This window comes from Saprospiraceae bacterium (assembly GCA_016713025.1).
Classification (GTDB): Bacteria; Bacteroidota; Bacteroidia; order Chitinophagales; family Saprospiraceae; genus OLB9.
In genome coordinates, this window is the sequence record JADJPZ010000004.1 from 1,278,858 (window position 1) to 1,299,860 (window position 21,003).

Annotated in this window: 11 protein-coding genes and 1 pseudogene; 3 read left to right on the forward strand and 9 right to left on the reverse strand. The window is 36.1% G+C overall.

Going from position 1 to position 21,003, the window contains the following annotated elements; translation table 11 throughout:
- Positions 1 to 151: 151 nt before the first annotated feature.
- Positions 152 to 2,638 carry a TonB-dependent receptor plug domain-containing protein gene (locus IPK35_11840; GenBank protein MBK8053931.1) on the reverse strand — a complete coding sequence of 829 codons (2,487 nt, stop codon included), beginning with the start codon at positions 2,636 to 2,638 and terminating at the stop codon, positions 152 to 154.
- Between the two features lie 442 nt (positions 2,639 to 3,080).
- Here IPK35_11840 and IPK35_11845 point away from each other — a divergent pair, with 442 nt between their 5' ends.
- The 3 genes from IPK35_11845 (at position 3,081) to IPK35_11855 (ending at position 9,036) form a co-directional block, all read left to right on the forward strand.
- Positions 3,081 to 6,929 (forward strand): hypothetical protein, encoded by a 3,849-nt coding sequence (locus IPK35_11845; protein ID MBK8053932.1) that lies wholly within the window; start codon positions 3,081 to 3,083, stop codon positions 6,927 to 6,929.
- A gap of 74 nt (positions 6,930 to 7,003) precedes the next feature.
- On the forward strand, positions 7,004 to 7,612 hold the full coding sequence (locus IPK35_11850; GenBank protein MBK8053933.1) for a fumarylacetoacetate hydrolase family protein: 609 nt from the start codon (positions 7,004 to 7,006) through the stop codon (positions 7,610 to 7,612).
- Between the two features lie 170 nt (positions 7,613 to 7,782).
- Entirely contained in the window at positions 7,783 to 9,036 is a 1,254-nt protein-coding gene (locus tag IPK35_11855) for a methionine adenosyltransferase (protein ID MBK8053934.1), read from the forward strand.
- Between the two features lie 49 nt (positions 9,037 to 9,085).
- Here IPK35_11855 and mgtA read toward each other — a convergent pair.
- The 8 genes and pseudogenes from mgtA to IPK35_11895 all read right to left on the reverse strand — a co-directional run bounded on the left by mgtA (position 9,086) and on the right by IPK35_11895 (position 20,688).
- Positions 9,086 to 11,606 (reverse strand): annotated as a pseudogene (mgtA, locus tag IPK35_11860) (magnesium-translocating P-type ATPase).
- Positions 11,607 to 11,659: 53 nt separating this feature from the next.
- Complete coding sequence (gene ribB / locus IPK35_11865) at positions 11,660 to 12,790, reverse strand: 3,4-dihydroxy-2-butanone-4-phosphate synthase (GenBank protein MBK8053935.1); 1,131 nt, start codon at positions 12,788 to 12,790, stop codon at positions 11,660 to 11,662.
- 7 nt (positions 12,791 to 12,797) lie between these two features.
- Positions 12,798 to 13,610: a glycosyltransferase gene (locus tag IPK35_11870; GenBank protein ID MBK8053936.1), complete on the reverse strand. Its 813-nt coding sequence runs from the start codon at positions 13,608 to 13,610 to the stop codon at positions 12,798 to 12,800.
- Between the two features lie 129 nt (positions 13,611 to 13,739).
- Positions 13,740 to 13,958: a hypothetical protein gene (locus tag IPK35_11875; protein MBK8053937.1), complete on the reverse strand. Its 219-nt coding sequence runs from the start codon at positions 13,956 to 13,958 to the stop codon at positions 13,740 to 13,742.
- Between the two features lie 10 nt (positions 13,959 to 13,968).
- Complete coding sequence (locus IPK35_11880; protein ID MBK8053938.1) at positions 13,969 to 14,772, reverse strand: hypothetical protein; 804 nt, start codon at positions 14,770 to 14,772, stop codon at positions 13,969 to 13,971.
- A 179-nt stretch (positions 14,773 to 14,951) separates the two neighbouring features.
- Positions 14,952 to 16,199: a dihydroorotase gene (pyrC, locus tag IPK35_11885; GenBank protein MBK8053939.1), complete on the reverse strand. Its 1,248-nt coding sequence runs from the start codon at positions 16,197 to 16,199 to the stop codon at positions 14,952 to 14,954.
- On the reverse strand, positions 16,199 to 18,229 hold the full coding sequence (locus tag IPK35_11890) for a BatA and WFA domain-containing protein (GenBank protein MBK8053940.1): 2,031 nt from the start codon (positions 18,227 to 18,229) through the stop codon (positions 16,199 to 16,201). Before IPK35_11890 ends, pyrC begins: the two co-directional genes overlap by 1 nt.
- A gap of 239 nt (positions 18,230 to 18,468) precedes the next feature.
- Entirely contained in the window at positions 18,469 to 20,688 is a 2,220-nt protein-coding gene (locus tag IPK35_11895) for a T9SS type A sorting domain-containing protein (protein ID MBK8053941.1), read from the reverse strand.
- Between the last annotated feature and the right edge of the window lie 315 nt (positions 20,689 to 21,003).

Below are 21,003 nucleotides of genomic sequence, written 5' to 3' on the forward strand. Positions count from 1 at the left end.
TGAGAGTTAAATGTAATAAGACATATATCCAGATTATAAATCCTTCTTTTTCAGCAATCTACATCCATCCTCTAACATAGATAGGATAGGATAGTATTCTATTCTATTTTAAATTTAAAAAACCTAAGTATCCATAACCAAAACTATCATTCTACATACTACTTTTTACTTCGAAAATACTGTACCCTGTAAAAGGTCTCCCGTCTAGGGTCATTCCCTGTATATTGATGATGTATTTTGATTTTTTGTCTGAAGTGTAAAAAGAAAAATCAGATTTCCCATTTGCATCAGACTTAATAAGTGGTGACCAGTACAAAGTGTTACGGACATCAGGTTTGCCGGCTATTTGTGATTTTGCCCCATAGTCCGGACTATAAAATTCACGTGCTTCATGAAATCCCTCTGCAATATATTTGGCAACATTTTTCTTTTTATCTCTTTTTTGTGGTTGAGCACTTTTGAGTCTGGTGTAAATGTGTATAATACCTCCCATGCCATCGTTACCATACATTGTAGTAGCAGGCAGGCCCCTAAGGACATCAATAAAATCAACTGTATTGATATCAATAGTACTGACAACAGTAGAAGAAATAGGCACTCCGTCAAGGTAAAATACAGCTGGTCTCACAGTCCCCAGAGAATTTAATCCTCCCCTGAAACGTATAGATGGATCCCCGGAATTTCTTCCTACATATTCAGCTCCCGGAGTTGTATTGACCACAAAATCATATACAGTCCAAGTAGGGTTAAAAAATTTTAGAGAATCCATAAAAACCCTTGAATCATATCTGGGATAAATAATGCCCCTTTCTTTTGCTATGATGGCGTCTCTTTTTGTTCTCGACACCTTTATAGTCACCTGATCCAACTGAACAGACATTGATGTATATAAAGAATCATTTCTGTTTTTTTCAAGTGATGTCATAAGAAATTCATAGGGATTGAAGTCTTTTTGCCAGTTTATCCTATTGGTGTAACCCGCAAGCACTTGCAAATCTTTATCCTGATCTATTTCTAATTCTACTTTGTCTGATGATTCTATTTTTTTACCTTTCTTGGCTTCTTCATAAGACCGCAGGAACACTGTTTGGCCTTTGTATGCAGGAACATTATAAAATGCAAATCTTCCTTTTGCATTAGTACTTGCCTGGTCGGCATATCCGGCTCCTTCCAGGATACTTATATCTACTTTGGCATTTCTTAGTGGTTTACCATCTTTCAGCACTGTACCACTTATGGTGACACCTTGCTCTGGTCCATAAGTAATGGCCGGATCAGCTTCGTCAAGTAAAGCATCACTTTTGATTCTTGTATATCCGTGCACCATCATGGCTATATCGAGGAGCATTATATTTTTAGCTGAATTCTCTTTGAAATAAAAACCCGGATGTCGTAATGAACGGGTCAGGTCAGAATTCAACAAAAAATAGGATTTAATATCGAGGTCATTTGGAGAATAATGGACTTCATTTGCATCTATAACCGAAACTGCATATTCTCCTTGAATAGGAACTCCGACAGGATCAGAAATTTGGCATGTTACTTCCGCTTTACTTCGTGGATTTTGGAAAGCATATGGCATCTCCACCTTGACTATAGGTGAATCTTTGATATTATTGACAAATATAGTTCTTTCAGCTACAGGCACACCATCCTTATTGAATAGGGTCACTTGTGAGACTCCTGAAGAAATATCACTTTTTTCAATTTTTACATTTATGGTATTACCTTTCAGATCATCTTTAGTGTAAAACACTTCTCCTCTGGTATGACAAATCAAAAATGCACCATCAAGACCACCTTGAATATTTGTGTTAAGGACTACATTAAAATTGTCATTGTTTCTATTCATAACTCTGATACCATATCCTGAAGGTAGAATTTCTGGCAATTCATACTTTTGATTATTGGCCTCTACAATATATTTTTTTCCTGAAGTTGGTTTTAAGGTAAATATCCCCATTCCGTCATGAAGGGTTTTTGATTGAACTATGGGATTACCTTCACCATCTTTGATGGATAACGTAACTTCTGCAGGTTGGCCGGCATTATTAAGTGCTTCAAAAGCAACTACAGTCTCAATGCCTTCGACTAATTGACCTCCTTCCGGAAAAAATCGAATATTGAAATTATCATTTTTAGGAACAGTAGAATTTTGTATCTCCTGACCAGTAGCCATTGAATTTGCTTTCCAAATTTTTATTTCTTTGGAGAAAATGTATTTTGTGTCGTAGTTCAACATGTATGAGGTAAACGCCTGAATGGTATAGTTACCTTCTTCCAATTCATAATCCAAAGGAATGTACCCTTTTCCATTTTTAGCAATGACAGGTACTTTAAGTTTTGTTTTGATACTGCTGTTATCATCTACAAGCTGAACATAAACAAGATTTGATACATTATTTTTTTCATGCAACGATGCATCAGTAGCCTTTACACTAAACCAAATCGTATCTCCCAAAATGTAATGTGGCTTATCTGTAATCACATACACCTTTTCGTGGGGAAAGTTGTAAATCAGATAATCCAATCTTTTTACAATTTTTTCAAAGACAGGATTATTGATAAAAAATGAACATAAGACTAATGTCAAAGGCATCAAAACCAGTAATTTTTTATTTTTTATTTTTTCCAACATAGAAATATTAATTTTTAATGATTAACAAACTTCAACAAATATATAAATTTCTCAATATAGTTTAATTTCTTCCGCACTTTTAACGAAATAATAACTTGAACAAAATTCTAAATACACTATACTTAACGAAAATAAAGCCAAATTGTGATTAAGGCGTCTATTTTTTTGTAGAGTCAACGCATATATTAAAAACACGGAGTTGTACATGTCTTTATTATATTATAATGATAAATGATCATGACGATCCATGTCCTGATTTTAAAACACTTTAAACTTTAAGCTTCATCAATACTAAAAATCCTTAGGTCGGTTAACACATTTTCGAAAACTAATTCATTTTTAAGTACAAACAATTTTTTTCTAAAAAATATTTGTTAGGTCAATTAAAAGTGTGTACATTAGCGTCACAACGACAATAAGTTTTTTTTTAAAAGCCACATATATGCGACGTTTTTATCATTTCTTTGTGCTGTTATTAGTATTAACAGGTCTAATTTCCAATAATAGTTTTGCTCAGAATGGATTTAGATCAGCCGATGGTTGGGGTACAGGTTGGAGTACTACAGACTACTGGGTCGGCACAGGGTTTGGGACTACTTATGGTAAAACCTATCAAAATACATCTGGTAGCGGCAACAGATATTTCCGACTTCACACAGATTGGGGCGGAAACCAAAGAACACATGGGCCAATAGAAAGTGATTGCATGACAGCCTCTGATGAAATTATAACTATTGGGTCTCAAAAAAACTTAGATACTTGGGGTGGATGCAAAGCATACTATATCAATGTATCAAATACTACAGACCGCTATGTTTTCAGGACAAGATTTGGCGATGGCATTAACAATACTCCAAAAATGGTTGTTTTTAGGGTGCAAGGTGCTATCCAAATTGTGCAAACTGTCAGCCAATCTCCTACCAGCACAGCTGTCACTTCATCAGCCCCAGTCATTATTACCTCCAATTTAAGTGGCACATTATCGACCGGTCAAGGAGTTTATTTGCGATTCACAACTGATAATTGGTTTAGCTCCACTATAATCCCAATGACAGGAAGCAATACTACTTATACTGCATCAATTCCACCTCAAACATCAGGTACTGTCGTGAAGTATTATGTATTTACTTCTGGATCAGGTCTGACGATTGGTCACGGAGATGCTGACTTTTATACTATCAATGGTAATACTAACAATGGCACAAATTACCAGTACATAGTGCTGACAAGTAATTCAGCAGTGTCGGTAACTCCTTCCAATCCCACTGACAATGTGCCCGTGACTATCACTTTTAATGCCTCAGGAACCGCATTAGCAGGTGTTACTAAAGTGTATCTTCATTCGGGTGTTTCAAGCACAGAGTCAAGCCCAACAACCTTTAACCATACAATTGGTCACTGGGGACAGGATGATGGAATAGGGCTTATGACCAATACTGGTGGCAACACCTGGAGTATATCCATAACTGCAGGATTACGGTCTTATTACAATGTGCCTTCTGAAAAGGATATTTTTGGTATAAATTTTTTATTCAGAAGTGCCGATGGGACGCTTAAGGAGCACAATAATGGTTCAAATTTTTTCAATACAGTAAATCCCGGTAACTACTTCAAGATAATTTCACCAGCCAATAATCCTCAATTTAGTCAAGTAGGAAGTACATTATCTATTGATGCCACCACCCCCATTTCACCAGCTATCTGGACGCTTGACCAAATTGATCCTTTGAATGGCAATTTAATCCAAAATCTTGTAACGGGTAATATAAATGATCAGGTATTTACGTATAGCTTACCAATAATAAATACAAACCAAAGAAAATTCAGAATTTCAGCAGATTACGGCTCAGGAATTATAAAAGTAAAAACGTTTGTTGTACAGGGATTTAATCTTGTAAATATTGCATCGAAACCAGAAGGGACTAAGCCAGGGATCAACTACCATCTATCGGATGCCACAAAAGCTACATTGGTTTTGCATGCCCCAAAATATACCAGATACCTGAAAGGGACAGGCGCAGAAGGTGGAACAAATACTTCTGCGCCCAAAAATGTAGTATATGTGGTAGGGGATTTTAACAACTGGACACCTTCTGAAGCATATAAATTGAACAGAGACACAGTGATGAATGGAGTGCATGATCGTGGCGATTACTGGTGGATAACTTTAGATGGCCTTACTCCCGGACAGGAATATGTCTTTCAGTATCTCATTGATGGCAGTATCAGAGTGGCAGACCCATATACGCACAAAGTTTCTGATCCTGATGATTGGCAGATACCGGCATCAGTTTATCCAAATCTGATAACCTACAGACCCCAAGCCGTAGATAGGGCATCTGTACTCCAGACAAATAAACCCCAATACAACTGGACTGCTCCATCATTTACAAAACCTACAACTGACAGACTTAATATTTATGAGTTGCATTTCAGGGATTTTACGGAAGAAGGGACGTATCTTAAAGCAATAGAGAAATTAGATTACATCAAAGGTTTGGGCATCAATGCGATACATGTGATGCCCGTTTCAGAATTTGAAGGCAATAGCAGCTGGGGATACAACCCCAATTTTTATTTTGCTGCAGACAAAGCCTATGGCACAGAAAATGACCTCAAGTTTTTTGTTGATGAGTGTCATAAAAGACAAATTCAGGTTTTTAATGATGTAGTTTTAAATCATGCCTTTTACTCAAATGTAATGGCCAAAATGTATTGGAATACTTTGGAAAACAAACCAGCCAATGATAATCCTTGGTTTAATCCTAATCACAAAATGGTCAGAAATACCGGAGGACATTGGGGAGCTGATTGGAATCATGAGAGTGAGCATGTACAAAATATGGTGGATTCTATTTTGGGGTATTGGTTGAAAGAATTTAAATTTGATGGGTTTAGGTTTGATTTTACGAAGGGTTTTGGTCAAACAGATCCTAACGACTTTCCATCAGGAGATGATTGGGCAAGCGCAACCAATACAGACAGAATAAATCTATTAAAACGAATGGTAGACCGAATGTGGAACGTTTATCCTGGTTCAGTAGCCATCTTTGAGCACTTAGCCAATTCTGATGAAGATAGAATCCTTGCAAACCATGGAATACTGATGTGGAGTGGCGTGGGTCATCACAATGATTTGAAGAGGTTTGTGTTAGGCTATCCAGACAATGACCCAAATATTTATAATTCAGGCCTTTATAATGCTCCTGATCTGGCATTTTCACTACAAAACTGGATGAGTTATGGAGAGAGTCATGATGAAGAAAGATTAGGATATGAACTGATGCAATATTACAATGGAACAAAAAACACTCCAAATATGATAGACAGGTTGAAGATCGCTTATGGTTTTAACCTGCTTTTGCCTGGACCGCGCATGCTATGGCAATTTGGTGAACTCGGTTATGAAGTCAGTATCAATTTTAATGGTCGGACAGGAGAAAAACCTGTAAGATGGTACTATTATGACGAACCAAAACGTAGAGAATTGTACAGGTTCATTTCTTACCTATTTCAGATAAGAAATAGGTATAATTTATATCCGGTTTTTCCAGACAATACAAGTACATTTGATGCTGGGAATATAGGATTAGGAGCTGCAGATGGACTAAACACCCCGAGGATAATGCGATTGTCAACCGTAGATGGAAAACATGCTATCATTATATCAAACCTCCACACAACTCAAAGTAAGACCTTAACGAACGTCCTTTATGATGTCACAGGCACTTGGTACAAATATAATGGTACTACAGCTGTAGATGGTCAACAATTTATAGTGACCAATACTTCATCAGATTATCCACTTTTGCCTTCAGAAACAGTATTATTGACCAATTTCCCCTTGGATTTCTGTACTAATGTAACAAAATCTTCAAATGATGGTGATTTTTCATTGCGATATGCACTGGAGTGTGCAATAGAGGGAGAAACCATAACCCTTGATAATGTCATCCCATCATCCACTATCAATTTAACAGAACCGATAATATTAAACAAAAATATAACAATCCGGGGGCTGCTAGGTGCAAATATAAATATAGATGGCTCCTTCATAAATGGTCAATCTTTGTTTCAAATCATGGCAGGTAAATCAATTACGATAGAAAATGTAGATGTAAAATGTAGCCAAGGCAATATCAATGGAAGATGTCTCCTGAATAATGGAGGTAATATAATTCTGAAAGATGTAGAATTTATAGATAGTACAAGTAATACCAGCGGAAACACAGTATATAACTCTGCCGGCACCATCGATGTACAAAATAATTTGACAATAAAAAGACATTAATTTGTCCTATAAAATTCAAAAAAACCTTAATTGAGAAATTATAAAATATTATTTTGTGCCCAAAATATTATTTTATGAAGATCATCTGTATAGGCCGCAATTATATCGATCATGCCAAGGAGCTCAACAATCCTGTTCCAAAATCTCCCATCATATTCATGAAGCCGTCTACTGCATTATTGAAGGATGGAAAACCTTTTTATCATCCTGATTTTAGCGAAAACGTGCATTATGAATTGGAAGTTGTACTAAAAATATCTAAAAATGGAAAAGCCATAGCAGAAAAGTATGCTGAAGACTATTATGATGCAGTAGGATTGGGTATTGATTTTACAGCTCGTGATATTCAGGATAAATGTAAAGACAAAGGACATCCTTGGGAGTTGGCCAAGTCATTTGACAATTCTGCAGTGGTCGGAGATTTTATTGAAAAGTCAAAAATAAATTCACACGGTATAAAATTTCAGCTTATAAAAAATGGCGTCCTGACCCAAGACGGAAATACAAAAGATCTGATATTTAACTTCGGTTATCTGATCAATTATATTTCCGGATATTTCACTCTTCAAAAAGGAGATCTTATATTTACAGGTACACCTGCCGGTGTTGGAAAAGTAAATATCGGAGATCATCTGGAAGGATATCTTGAAGGACAAAAAATGTTGGATTGCAGAATAAAATAACCTGAATAAGCATTTCGCACAATAATCAACTGAATTCGAGCCTGAGACAATCATCTTTAGTATAAAAATTAGGGTGTTTGTCTGTTTCATATATATTTTTTAAATAATAGTTTGGTGAATGCATTTTAATAATTGTACTTTTGCAATTGAATATTTAAAAAAAATATAATATGCCATATTTGTTTACATCGGAGTCGGTTTCAGAAGGCCATCCGGATAAAGTAGCAGATCAGATATCTGATTCATTGGTTGATCATTTTCTTGCTTTTGACCCTAACTCAAAAATAGCGTGTGAAACTTTAGTAACCACTGGCCAAGTAGTGCTCGCAGGTGAAGTAAAATCCAAAACCTATCTTGATGTACAGCAAATAGCAAGAGATGTAATTAAAAAAATCGGATATACAAAATCCGAATATATGTTTGAAGCACATTCATGTGGTGTATTGTCAGCTATACACGAACAATCGCCTGATATCAATCAAGGAGTAGAACGTGCAAAGAAGGAAGACCAGGGTGCTGGTGATCAGGGAATGATGTTTGGCTATGCTACAAATGAAACGGACAATTATATGCCATTGGCATTGGATTTGTCGCACAAAATACTTCAGATACTAGCTCAGATAAGAAAGGATGGTAAAAAAATGAAATACCTCCGACCTGATAGTAAATCTCAGGTTACTATAGAGTATTCTGATGATAATCAACCTATAAGAATCGATAGTATAGTCGTATCCACACAGCACGATGATTTTGGTCCGGATGAGGAAATGCTGAGCGAAATCAGAAAAGATATAATAGGTATCGTCATTCCTGAAGTCAAAAAGACACTTAAACCAGAGTTGAGAAAACTATTCAATGACGACATCACTTACCATATTAATCCTACAGGAAAGTTTGTGATTGGTGGCCCGCATGGAGATACAGGTTTGACTGGCAGAAAGATCATAGTAGATACCTACGGAGGAAAAGGGGCGCATGGAGGTGGTGCTTTTTCGGGTAAAGATCCAAGTAAAGTGGACAGATCTGCGGCTTATGCAACAAGGCATATCGCCAAAAATCTGGTAGCTGCTGGAGTTTGCAGTGAAGTATTGGTACAGGTTTCGTATGCAATTGGTGTCGCAAAACCCACAAACATTTACGTGAATACCTATGGTACTGCCAAAGTCAAAATGAAAGACAGTGAAATCGCCAATATAGTTTACGATTTATTTGATATGCGACCGTATGCGATTGAAAAAAGATTGAAGTTACGTACTCCAATATATTCAGATGCAGCAGCTTATGGCCACATGGGAAGAAATTCTGAAACAAAAGAAGTCACATTTAAAGATGGATCCGGTACTGTAAAAACAATAAAAGTCGAAACCTTTACATGGGAGAAACTGGATTATGTAGATAAGATTAAAAAATTATTCAGGATTTAATAGATAAAGTGCAGTATCTTAACTTCTGGTGTCTAAAAGCGAGAAATTGTCAAACACCTTTGTACTTTTTGAAAAACCAGATTTTCAATATATCCGCAGTAATGATATATGCTACAATAATTGAAATCATTGATGATAGCTGTATAATGCTTAAAGGTACCAAACCCAACTTTTGAGCAAATGACAAGTAAGGAAGTACTATTGTAAACAGCAAGCCAATCATACTCAGGATAAACAGAATTGTCGAAGGTTGGCTCTTGAAGAAACTTTTATGAGTTCGGATTATAAAAAGTATACATAATTCAGTAAGTACTGATTCAATAAACCAACTTGTCTGGAAAGTTGATTCCTTAGCTTTCAGAATGTACAATAGCACAACAAAAGTCAAAACATCAAAAAATGAGCTGTGGATGCCAAATATTATCATATATCTGTTAATAATTTTCTGATTCCATTTTCCGGGTTTGGAAAGCTGCTCTTCATCTACATTATCTGATGCAATCATCATATAGGGAAAGTCTGAAATAAAGTTTGTCAATAAAATTTGTTTTGGTAACATCGGTAAAAATGGTAAAATCAGAGATGCTGTAGCAACACTAAACATATTTCCAAAAGTGGACCCAGTACTGATATAAATATATTTTAATGTGTTGGCAAATGTTTTTCTTCCTTCCCTTATACCTTCCACCAAAACAGACAAATCTTTCTGCATTAAAACAAAATCCGCTGCTTCTTTTGCAACGTCTGCGGAATTATCAACACATATCCCTACATCAGCTGCATTTAAGGCAGAAACATCATTGATTCCATCTCCCATGTAAGCTACTGTAAACGATTTTCTCAAAGCCTGAATAATAATTTCTTTTTGGTGTGGTTCTACTTCAGCAAAAATATCAATACTCTTCACTTTTAGTCGCAAAGCTTCACTGCTGGTATTAAAAAGTTCCTTGCCCGTCATAATTACCGGATGATCAATACCTAGTTGCATACCGATCGACTTTGCAACGTTTTTATTATCACCTGTTATAATTTTCAAACCTACATTGAGCTTTCTTAGTTGTCCTATTGTTTCTGTAATGCCAACTTTTACGGGATCTTTCAGAAGCACATAACCTGCAAATATCATTTCTGATTCTTCACTTTTTTGGATAGGGTCATCAATATAGTTTTTGTAACCTACAGCAATAACTCTATAACCATCAAAACCAAACTGCGTGTACCGATCCTTTATATTCTGAGTAAAAGGAGTAATTTTTTTTATTTCACCATTGCTGCATCTGACATATGTACAAATTTCAAGTATTTGATCGAAAGCACCTTTTGAAATGAAAATTTTATCAGTACCATTATCAATTCCAATACTCAACCTCTTTCTTAAAAAATCAAAAGGTATTTCTCCTGTTTTAATTATTTTTTCATTCGGGTTAGTATTTAATATTTTCAATGCTTCATCTATTGGATTGCTATAACCTGTTTCAAAAGATGCATTCCAGATAGCCAATTTTTTAGTAAATTCACAGTTGTTTCCTTCAAAATCAACAGTTCCATCAACTATGATGGTCCCTTCAGTAATGGTACCGGTTTTATCAGAACATAACAAATTTACCTCCCCTAAATTTTGTATCGATGATAATTTTTTGACAATAACTTTTTTTCAGCAACCTATTTGCCCCTGCACTCATGGCAATCGTGGTAATAGCAGGTAGTAATTCAGGAGCCATACCCACAGCAAGTGCTAAAGCAAATAGTGTTGAATCAACAATACTTTTATGATTTAAAATATTGGCTATCAATATAAAAATTGATAAAAAAAGAGTGATTTTCATTAAAAAATACCCAAAATCTTTGATACCTTTCTCAAATGTTGACTCAACAGTTGTTCCGGATCTGATAACAATGTCCCCAAAAAACGTATCATTTCCGGTATTAATTACAAGTGCCTTCGCTTTTCCACTTACAACATTTGTACCTTCCCAAAGACAGTTGTACCTTTTGGGCAGCGGTGTATCTTCTTTTATTTTTCCAGCAAACTTTTGAACCGGAAAAGATTCTCCGGTTAGACTTGCCTCATTAATGTGTAACTCATTGGATGAAACAATAATACAATCCGCCGGTATGATGTCTCCGGCATTAAATACAATTATATCTCCTGGAACAACTGAAGCAGAAGGTATATCTGAATATATCCCACCTCTTAAAACTGTACATTTTGCTGAGATGAGTGATTGAAGCTTTTGGACGACTTTGCCTGCATTTCTTTCCTGAATATAACTTAATATCCCTGTTGACAATACAATCATGGAAACAATAACAACTTCGGAAATATCACCTAAAAATGCAGATAAAATAATTGCTCCTATTAGCAAGAGCATCAATGGGTTAAGAAATTGACCTGAAAGCAACTTCAAATCTCTATATATATTAGATTGTTTCCTTTTGTGAATTCCAAATTTTTGTAGATAATCGTTGGCTTGCTTTATACTAACTCCATTTTCCGAACTTCGAAGTTTATTACACCACCACTCAATATCATATGCCCAAAAACATTTTTGTTCATCACGAGAAATCATATGCCTATATTTGATTATTGATTAAAGCCGGGATGACAAGACTTTACTGTTGGCTATTCGATGAGTATATTCTCTATTATTTCCAATCCATACCCTATCAGCCCTACCCTTTTTTTCTTATGATTAGATATCAACCTAATTTTTGAAACACCAAGTTCTCTTAATATTTGAGCACCTGTTCCAAAATCTCTTTGCTCATCTGAAATTTTTGGATTATTGTTGGGGTTGTTATCCAGGGTTTTAAGTTTTTCAAGAATAGATTCAGTCTTTTCACCGTGTCGCATAAACAGCAAAATTCCTGACTGATTTTGAGCTATGAGTTGAAGAGACTTTGATAGCTGCTCAGCGTATCCTTCAAATAATATACCTAAAACATCACCCGTTTCTGTACTGGAATGTACCCTCACTAATGTAGGTTGATCATTAAAAACCTTTCCCATAACAAAAGCCAAATGTATATCTCCCGTAGTAATTTGCCGGAAAGCTCTAACTGAAAATTTACCAAAAGATGTTTCAAGTTCAGTTTCGAATTCAAGCAAAACCAATCTTTCTTTTGACATCCTATAGGCCACCAAGTCTTTAATAGAAATAATTTTGATTCCTAATTTATGACCTATTTCGACCAATTGAGGTAAGCGAGCCATAGAGCCGTCCTCATTAAGAATTTCCACAAGAACTCCTGTAGGATAACAACCGGCCAATCTAGCCAGATCCACTGCTGCTTCTGTATGTCCTGTTCTTCTCAAGACACCACCTTGTTTTGCTATCAATGGGAAAATGTGTCCGGGACGGGCAAAGTCTTCCGGCTTAGTATCCGGATGGATAAGTGCTTTAATTCCTGTAGCTCGATCATAGGCTGAAATTCCGGTAGTACAACCATGACCAATCAAATCAATAGAAACAGTAAATGCGGTATTGTGCATGGCAGTATTGGATTGCACCATCAGGTTAAGATCGAGTTCTTTTGCTCTTTGTTCAAGGATAGGTGTACAAATGAGTCCCCGACCGTGACTTGCCATAAAATTTATCAATTCAGGTGTAATTTTTTCTGCAGCGCATATGAAATCACCTTCATTTTCCCTATCTTCATCATCTACTACTATGATGATCTTTCCATCTTTAATGTCTTCTATTGCTTCAGAGATAGTGTTAAGCTGTATAGTAAGAACTTTATCTGCTACCATTGATTATCTAATTTGCCGCAAAAATAGAATTTAATATCTCACCTTTTTGTTTCCAGCTATAATTTTCTCTTACAAATTGTTTTCCATTAGTAGCAATCATTTGATATAGTGCCTGGTTTGACGTTAATTGCAATATATGCTGAACAAATTCATCCCTTGTCTCTGCAAGAAGTATTTCCTTATCAGTCTGTGCTCCTATTGAATCATTGACTGCTTTTGTTGTAACACATGGTATGCCAAGAGCCAATGCTTCCAAAATTTTATTTTGCTGACCTGTCCCCGACCACATCGATACAATAAAAACTTTGCCTTTAAGATAAGACAGACGTATGTCGTTGACCCTTCCAGTGATTGTGATTTTTTCAGATGCAAGTGATTTTACAGTCGATGATGGATCAGTACCGGAAATCAAAAACTTAAAGTGTTCAGGAAGTAAGGGCATGATTTCATTGACTGTGTACTTTACTGATTCTACATTGGGCAGGTATGACATATTTCCGACAAACACCAGATCAAATTCCTTTTTAATATTAACACAATGAAATTCTGTAAAATACTCATCAATTCCATTACCCAAAACAATCATACTCTCAGCTTCAGGAAAATCAAATAATGACTTATCCTGTTGTGATATGATCGTCAGGTGATCAAAACTCTTTGCAATTAGTTTTTCATATAGCTTCATCCTTTTTGCTTCCAGTCTAAAAAAAATGCTGAGCGGGAAACCTGCAATTTTTGCCCTGCGATCCATACTTGTACCAAACCCATCCATGTAATCAAGGGTTTTAGGACCTGTAAGGTCTTTGGTATATTCTGCCATTCTCAAAAGCTGACAATAACAATGATCCGGATTTATCTCGTGGTATAAGCCGTTAATTATTTCTTTGATTTTTTTGCTATAGAACCATCCTATTTGTATAGGCAAACCATAAACAAAGGAACTGAAAACCTAAAGTATCCTTTCAATTGGGGTAATCCTGATCACACTTATACTCTTAGTGTAAGATTGAAGGGTTTCAAGCCATTCTGGCTTTATATCTTCGTCAATGATACTGATCAAATGAATGTCATGATCTGCACTTAGATATTTTATCTGATAAAAAGCTCTTAGTTTATCGCCTTTGTCAAGTGGATATGGAAATCTTGATGTAACAAATAGAATCTTCAAAACTTTGCGATCATTTTTGATATTGAAGACTTAATGCTGGAGAATTACCTAAATTATCATTCAAGGCGACAGCTGATGAGATACGATAAGTATTTTTTAAGTTGAAATGTAACCCAAAACTGTAAAAACCTAGTGTTGGATTAATTCCTACATTGATTTGAGCCTCCTGAATTACATTATATCCTACTCCGATCTTAAAATCAGGTTTTCTGTATATGAGTTTGTCCATCTCCATGATCATAAATACTTTATTGGATGGTTTGTACATGACTCCAAGCCTGACTCGGGTTCCCAAATCTGTTGCATCGGTAATTTTGGACTTACCGGGACTGAATATATGCGTTGCAATACTAAATTCTTTATTTAATTTCAGTTGCATTCCGAGTTCGACTGTGTATAAATTTTTACTTCCTACTTTTTCGACATTGTACCGCAATATGTCAAATTGACTGCCAATACTTAAGTTCGGGTGGAGTTTTCTGGCATAAGATAAACCAAATTTCTGTTCTGAATACTCAGTAAAACCAAAATGGGAAACCAACAAACCAAATGTTCCGAATTTGAAACTCTTAGCTCCTGCAATGGAAATAGTAGTCATTTCTTCCAGATTAAATCTCCTCTCAAAACTGATATCTGCACCAAGATTAGTAATCTCTGTCAAACCTGCCTGATTGAGATAAATGGATTTGATACCGCCCAAATTTACTCCGGCTCGTGACAATCCCAGAAAGTTAGCACCCCCTAAGCTTGTAAAGCCCGATTGTGCCCATCCTGAAATGGAAACAAACATGAGAAAAAATGTCAGATACTTCATATCACTTCGCTATTTGCAGACTTAAGGGGATAAAGTTAAAAATATTATTCAATCCGAAGTATGTTTAGATTTTTATGTTTGAGTGAAAATGTCCCAATTTAACTACAGTCTATAACTACTCCAATTAAAATTAAGGAAAATTGACCCTCCTTGAGCTGAAATTAACTACATTACTCCGATCAACACACAGTATAAATGACTTTTGATGTAAATTTTTTGCCTATAAAAGGATTGTTATATGACTTAGAATATATATCGCCTTTTTCGTAGGTCCACGAGATATCAGTATCAAAAACACACAAATCTGCTTTTTCCCCCTCCAAAATATTTGGAACCTGCAGATTCAGAATTTTTCTGGGGTTGACAGTCAGTTTTTCCACTATTTTTTCTACTCCCAATTCATTTTTAAGATATGAAAGGCATGCAACAAAGCATGTTTCGATACCCGATGCACCCGATTCTGAATAAGGAAATTCAAGGTTTTTAACTTCTTCGTCAAGTGGAATGTGGTTGGAAATGATACAATCGATAGTGTCATCTTTTAATCCATTAATCAAAGCTTTCCTGTCTTTTTCTGACCTTAGCGGTGGTGTAACTTTCAGGTTTTGATCAAAGTCCATCAGAGTTGTATCAGTAAATATCAAATTGGTGTAAGGAACTGAACAAAAAACTTTCAGACTCTTCTTTTTTGCAGATTTTATTTCATTTATGGACTCTTTTGCCGAAATGGCATGAATGAGTAGCTTTCCATTGTTATACTCAAGTAATAGAATATCTCTTTGTACCGCATGAATTTCAGATATGGATGGTTGTCCTTTCATCCCTAATAAAGTACTGGTTTCACCTTCGTGCATCTCTCCACCGCTACTCAAAGTGTGGTCATCGGGATGATGAATGATAAGTCTATCAGTAGTTGACGCATATTGAAGTGCCCGACTCAATAGACCCGAATGCTGCACGGAAACCAAACCATCTCCAAAAGCAACTGCTCCTGCCTCACGCATATCAAAAAACTCGCCCAAATCCTGCCCCTTGATGTCTTTACTCAAAGCACCGACAGGTAGTATTTGTACATTATTTCTATCCGGATGATTTATCAGGTAGCTGATTTGGCTTTTATTTTGGGTTATGGGCTTTGTCCCGGGAAAAACCACAAGTGAGGTAAAACCACCTTTTAGTGCAGCTTTTGTCAAAGAATCTATGGTTTCTCTGTGTTCAAATCCGGGTTCCCCACTATGAGTTCCAATATCGCAAAGTCCAATGGTACAATGTAAATTATTGCCGGAAACAATTGTCGGTTTTTTTGAACTTAGATTATGACCAATTTTAGAAATTATGCCGTTTTCGATCAAAATGTCTACCTTCTTCAGATGATATTCTGATGGTTGGTGTACTATAGTTACATTTTTTACTAAGGTCTCCATCATTAATTCTTTAACAATCTGATCAAAAGAGTTTCAGCTGCCAAAAATAACAATGCCAAAATAACAAACCACTTCCACAAGACAACGCCTTTATCTTTTTCAGTGATAGATCCTGATAAATTGGCTTGCTGCGTATCTGAAATCAATTTGATCGAGGGGTTTTGGGTATTTAAATCTTCCAATTCAGACTCACTAAGATGCGACATATCTGACTCTTTTCTGTCGTAGTTTAAAGCTATTTTGCCAACTGTCTCACTGTCAAGCAATAAATCAAAGATGCCATCATTTTTTATTTGCCCGCCCATAGATAAGTGTATTTGATTACCTACAGGTGTTTGACCCGGTATTATTTCATTTTTATCATCTTTGAGCTTGTATACATAATCACCAGTTTTTCTTTGGTTTGGTACTATCACACTCATATTATTGCTAATGATATAAGATATAGGCTTTTGTTTGGTGGTAGAAATAGCCATTTTATATATCAGAGGAACAAAAACTTCAGCATTATACACCAGATCATTGGACTCAGTATTTAATGGGGAAGCACATAAAAATAACTGTCCATCTCCTACCCTGAATTTTGAAAGATATGAACCTGCGTCCCTATATGTAAGTAGTTTTTCTTCTGCCGTAGACGATAGTGTCAAAAAATTGTATGACAATGTGCTTACCGGCAATTTTAAGTTTCTTCCAGTGTTGATATAAACATCTGAAAATACAAACTCTTCAGTATTGATAATCGAAACTTCCCGCTTCAGGTTTGTTTGATTTCCAAGTCTGCTTGCCCCAATTGTGGTCAGAAAATCATTGTACGAACCGATATCGACTGATTTGCCTGGAAATATGAGAACCTTGCCCCCGTCACGCATATATTGAAGTAACTGATTGCCCAGACCACTACTGATAGCTTTAAGGTCATGGAGCATGATCATATCAAAATTCTGAAACTGCTGGTACTGAAGCTGATTGGAACTTTGATTGCTTAGAGTGAAGTTTTTTATTCCATTAAACAACGCATTCATAAATCGGTCAGGTCCTGCATCATTGATAAAAAGCGCTTTGATAGTGTCAGCCACATTGAAAGATATGTAGTATTTGTCATCAAACTGAACCGGATAATCAGAAACCTGCAGGATACCTGTATGCCATCCTGATTTATCAATAGTCAGATTAACTGTATCAGTGACTGTACTATTTGCAGCAATATCTCTTATAGCTACAGGTTTTTCCTGCCCGTCTTTCAAAAAACTGATTTTTACTTGTTCGATATCTTCGGGACTGTTATTTTTTACTTTGACGAGTAGTTTATTGGTTTGATTTAAAAAAGGAATAGGCCCTTCAAACCATGCGCTATCTATTGTAACATTTTTTTGTGTTGTAGACTGGACAGGCACCATATTAATTTCCATAGTAGTATCCCGGTACTCTTGTAAGTTGACTATACTCTTTTGAAAATCTGAAAGAATATAGGAGAGTCTGTTACCAGATGACCTTTCAAGGAGCTGCCTTTGTCTGTTCAGGACAAGATCGAGATCCTGCACTGATGAGGTAATTTGCACATCTTCAATGTATGTCAATGCATCTTCTTTACTTAATAGCCTCTGATGCTTGCCTTCAAAATCATGTGTCAATATCTGAAACCTGTCTTCATCACCATATGAAGAGACCACTGAACGCGCTTTATCCTTGGCAATGTCCATAAGTGGTATTTCACTTTTATTGGTAGTCATGGAAAAAGAATTGTCAATAAAAACAGAAACATAATTTAGTCCTGATTTGATTCCGGTCCCTTTGGGTATAAATGGTTGAGCAAAAGCAAATACAAGACACGCCACGGCAAGACACCGACTGATCAGAATCAGCAAATTCTTCAGTTTATTGCGATTTGAAGTTTCTTCCTTTATTTCCTTCAGGTATTTGACATTGGTAAAATATACCTTTTTAAACCTTCGGAAGTAAAACAAATGGATTATAATCGGAATGGAAAGTGCCAATAAGGCCCATAAAAAAGCTGGAAAAAGAAATTGCATAAATGTTTTTTAGCAATGTGCGTGCAAAATTATCATTATCAATAATAATATAGAGCAAAATGTTTAATATTTTATAAATTGTTTAACATGATTAGGGAACAATACGCGGTTAAATGGCCTTCAGTCTTGTCTCTAAACTCTATTTTAATCCCAATTTCTGTTGATTGCATTTTTGGAAATGGCAAAAAAAAAGCAACCTGAGTGCTCAGATTGCTTTTTATGTGGAAGTTTATTCCATTCTACTTTAAATGTATGAGTTTTCCTGAAGCGACATGATCCCGTAATACTAACTTGTAAAACAACATGCCTGATGGTAATTCTGAAAGATCGATTATAGACTCAAAATTGCCTTTATCAATGTTTATCGTATTTTTGTACAACTCTCTGCCATTCATGTCCAGCATCGACAATACACCTTCTCCTCCTTGCGGATGAGATATGGACAAGATCACTTTGTCATTGTAGGGATTGGGCATGAAGACCGCAATCAATTCTTTGACAGGCTGGATTCTGGACTCAGTCTGAAAATCTTCTTTTATTGAACCCTGGTCAACAGAAATATTACCTTTTTTAATGGCGACGAAATTGACTGCAGGTGTGTTTGCTGTAATAGAATCCAGACTTATTTTCAATGGCAAACTACCTTTCAACACATCCACAGGATTAGGATATGTCGCTTTAGTATCGAGCAAAAACCATTGAAATGCCCCCGGTAATCCGGTAATCTTTTTTTCAACTAAATCTGTGAGGGCTTGCAAATCAGCTTCATCAATGCGTCCATTTTCATCAATATCAGATGCCAGATATTGTTGGTAACTACTGAATGTAATTTCACCAGCCAAAAACTTTTGTAAAAGCAATACATCTTTCTGATCAATAAGAGAATGTGTGCTATCACTATATGTCGCTGATAAAAAGGCTGATTTGTTGACCAATGCCGATGTATCAAATTTAAACTTCCCATCCGCTACTGTTTTTACTGTCCGGGAGATAAATGATGTGGTAGTATCTCTTTTTTCGTTGATCTTCTTACCATAATTGTACCTATAGAGTTTATAACCGGACGCATTGATAAATGAATCCAAAAGCAAAGTTTCAATAGTATCAAACTTTGAAGTATAAGTAACTATGGCATCCTTATACTCAAGTCTTACATCAACTTGGGCCATAGGTTTGTCTGTAATTGTTGTGGCAGAACCATTTAGTCTTCTTGATGTCACAATTGGGGCTACAGGAGCTGGAGGTGGTGTTGAAGTTTTAGGTTTACAATTGGGTATATTTGCACCATTATTTTGCACATTGATCTCAGTCATACAGAAAGTCTGAGCCCCTTTACTGTCTGTTACCCAAATTTCCACATTATTTTTTCCTACATGATCACAAGTTAATATTTTAGAAGTCTCATTGATGTTTTTTGAAAAAGAAAATTTCAAAGGGTTATTACCACACTTGGAATGACTACCTTTATCAAGGTCTTTCGCCCATATTTCGACCATACCATTATCAACCTTTCCGTCTTTATCAGTATCTACGCCCATCAAGGCTGTAACCAACTCACCCAAACAATATGGTACCGGTTTCGCACCATTGAGCACTGTGACATTAGTGTTGCAATAAAATGTTTTCCCGCATCCATACCTGATACTGTAAGACACTTTAGTAGTTCCTATCGGGTAAGTGCCGGAAATATTATTCCCTTTTGCTGTAGCATACGGGGAGTTGTTTGTTATTTCGAATTCACCGCCACAAGTACCTGGGGCAAGTGTCATCGAGTTGGTAGTCAAATTTGCATTTTGACAATTTATACTCTCTATGGTGATATCGGCCGGGCAATTTACTACAGGCGGAATATTATTGACTATGTATATAAATTGAACATGTTTGTAAAATGTGTTGCTGTAAGAAGATGTTGTAGCACACCAATCCATGACTTTCCATGTTCGCATGATTTTTTTGCATTGGCTGTTGACAGTAAAAAGCATATCGCTGTATGATTTTCCATACATACCGCATCCGGTATTGTCCCACTCAGGATAGTTGTATCCGGACGGCAATTGGCTGGGATTTGTGACGGGATTGCATCCTGTCAGTTCGATATCCTGAGGCCACGATATATAAGGTCCTGATGCCGACCCTGAAGATACATAAATGGTCTGTGTGCACGAATGCCATCGCCACATATTGTCCTCGACCATCCAGGTACGGGTGATGTATCCTGAGTTGCAGCTGTTTAAATAATACTTAACGACCGGGGTACCGGCAGAATAGGTTTTATACCCCTCAGTATATGTGGCATTGCCGTATATGGATAAGTTCCATATTTCATCGTAGCAACTGACAGTGACATCTTTAGGACAATTGAGTGAAAAAGGCCATTCTTCAGCAAAGCATTGGGAAGAAAAACTGTTGAAAAGGATAAAAAAAAGAAAAAATCGGGAATTGAGAATGAATGTTTTCATCTGTTTATTTTTATTTGTTTTTTAATGGTCAGATGGAATTGATAACTTATCTCCATCTTTGGTGTTATCGAACTTACGTTTCGCATGAAAATAATCATCAAGGTTTGTGTACCACAAAGATGGTTCATGCTCATTTCATGTGTTTATTTTTTAATTTTCTTTTAATTGCCACATGGAATTGATAACTTACCTCCATCTTTGGTGTTATCGAACTCTCGTTTCGCATGAAAATAATCATCAAAGTTTGTGTACCACAAAGATGGTTCATGCTCATTTCATGACAATAAAAAATGTTTTAATAGTGTGATCATTTAC

Coding starts and splice junctions, on each gene's coding strand:
- IPK35_11870 (MBK8053936.1), bottom strand. CDS start 13,610: ATGGCAGAATATACCAAAGACCTTACAGGTCCTAAAACCCTTGATTAC.
- IPK35_11855 (MBK8053934.1), top strand. CDS start 7,783: ATGCCATATTTGTTTACATCGGAGTCGGTTTCAGAAGGCCATCCGGAT.
- pyrC (MBK8053939.1), bottom strand. CDS start 16,199: ATGATGGAGACCTTAGTAAAAAATGTAACTATAGTACACCAACCATCA.
- IPK35_11840 (MBK8053931.1), bottom strand. CDS start 2,638: ATGTTGGAAAAAATAAAAAATAAAAAATTACTGGTTTTGATGCCTTTG.
- IPK35_11850 (MBK8053933.1), top strand. CDS start 7,004: ATGAAGATCATCTGTATAGGCCGCAATTATATCGATCATGCCAAGGAG.
- IPK35_11880 (MBK8053938.1), bottom strand. CDS start 14,772: ATGAAGTATCTGACATTTTTTCTCATGTTTGTTTCCATTTCAGGATGG.
- IPK35_11845 (MBK8053932.1), top strand. CDS start 3,081: ATGCGACGTTTTTATCATTTCTTTGTGCTGTTATTAGTATTAACAGGT.
- IPK35_11890 (MBK8053940.1), bottom strand. CDS start 18,229: ATGCAATTTCTTTTTCCAGCTTTTTTATGGGCCTTATTGGCACTTTCC.
- ribB (MBK8053935.1), bottom strand. CDS start 12,790: ATGGTAGCAGATAAAGTTCTTACTATACAGCTTAACACTATCTCTGAA.
- IPK35_11895 (MBK8053941.1), bottom strand. CDS start 20,688: ATGAAAACATTCATTCTCAATTCCCGATTTTTTCTTTTTTTTATCCTT.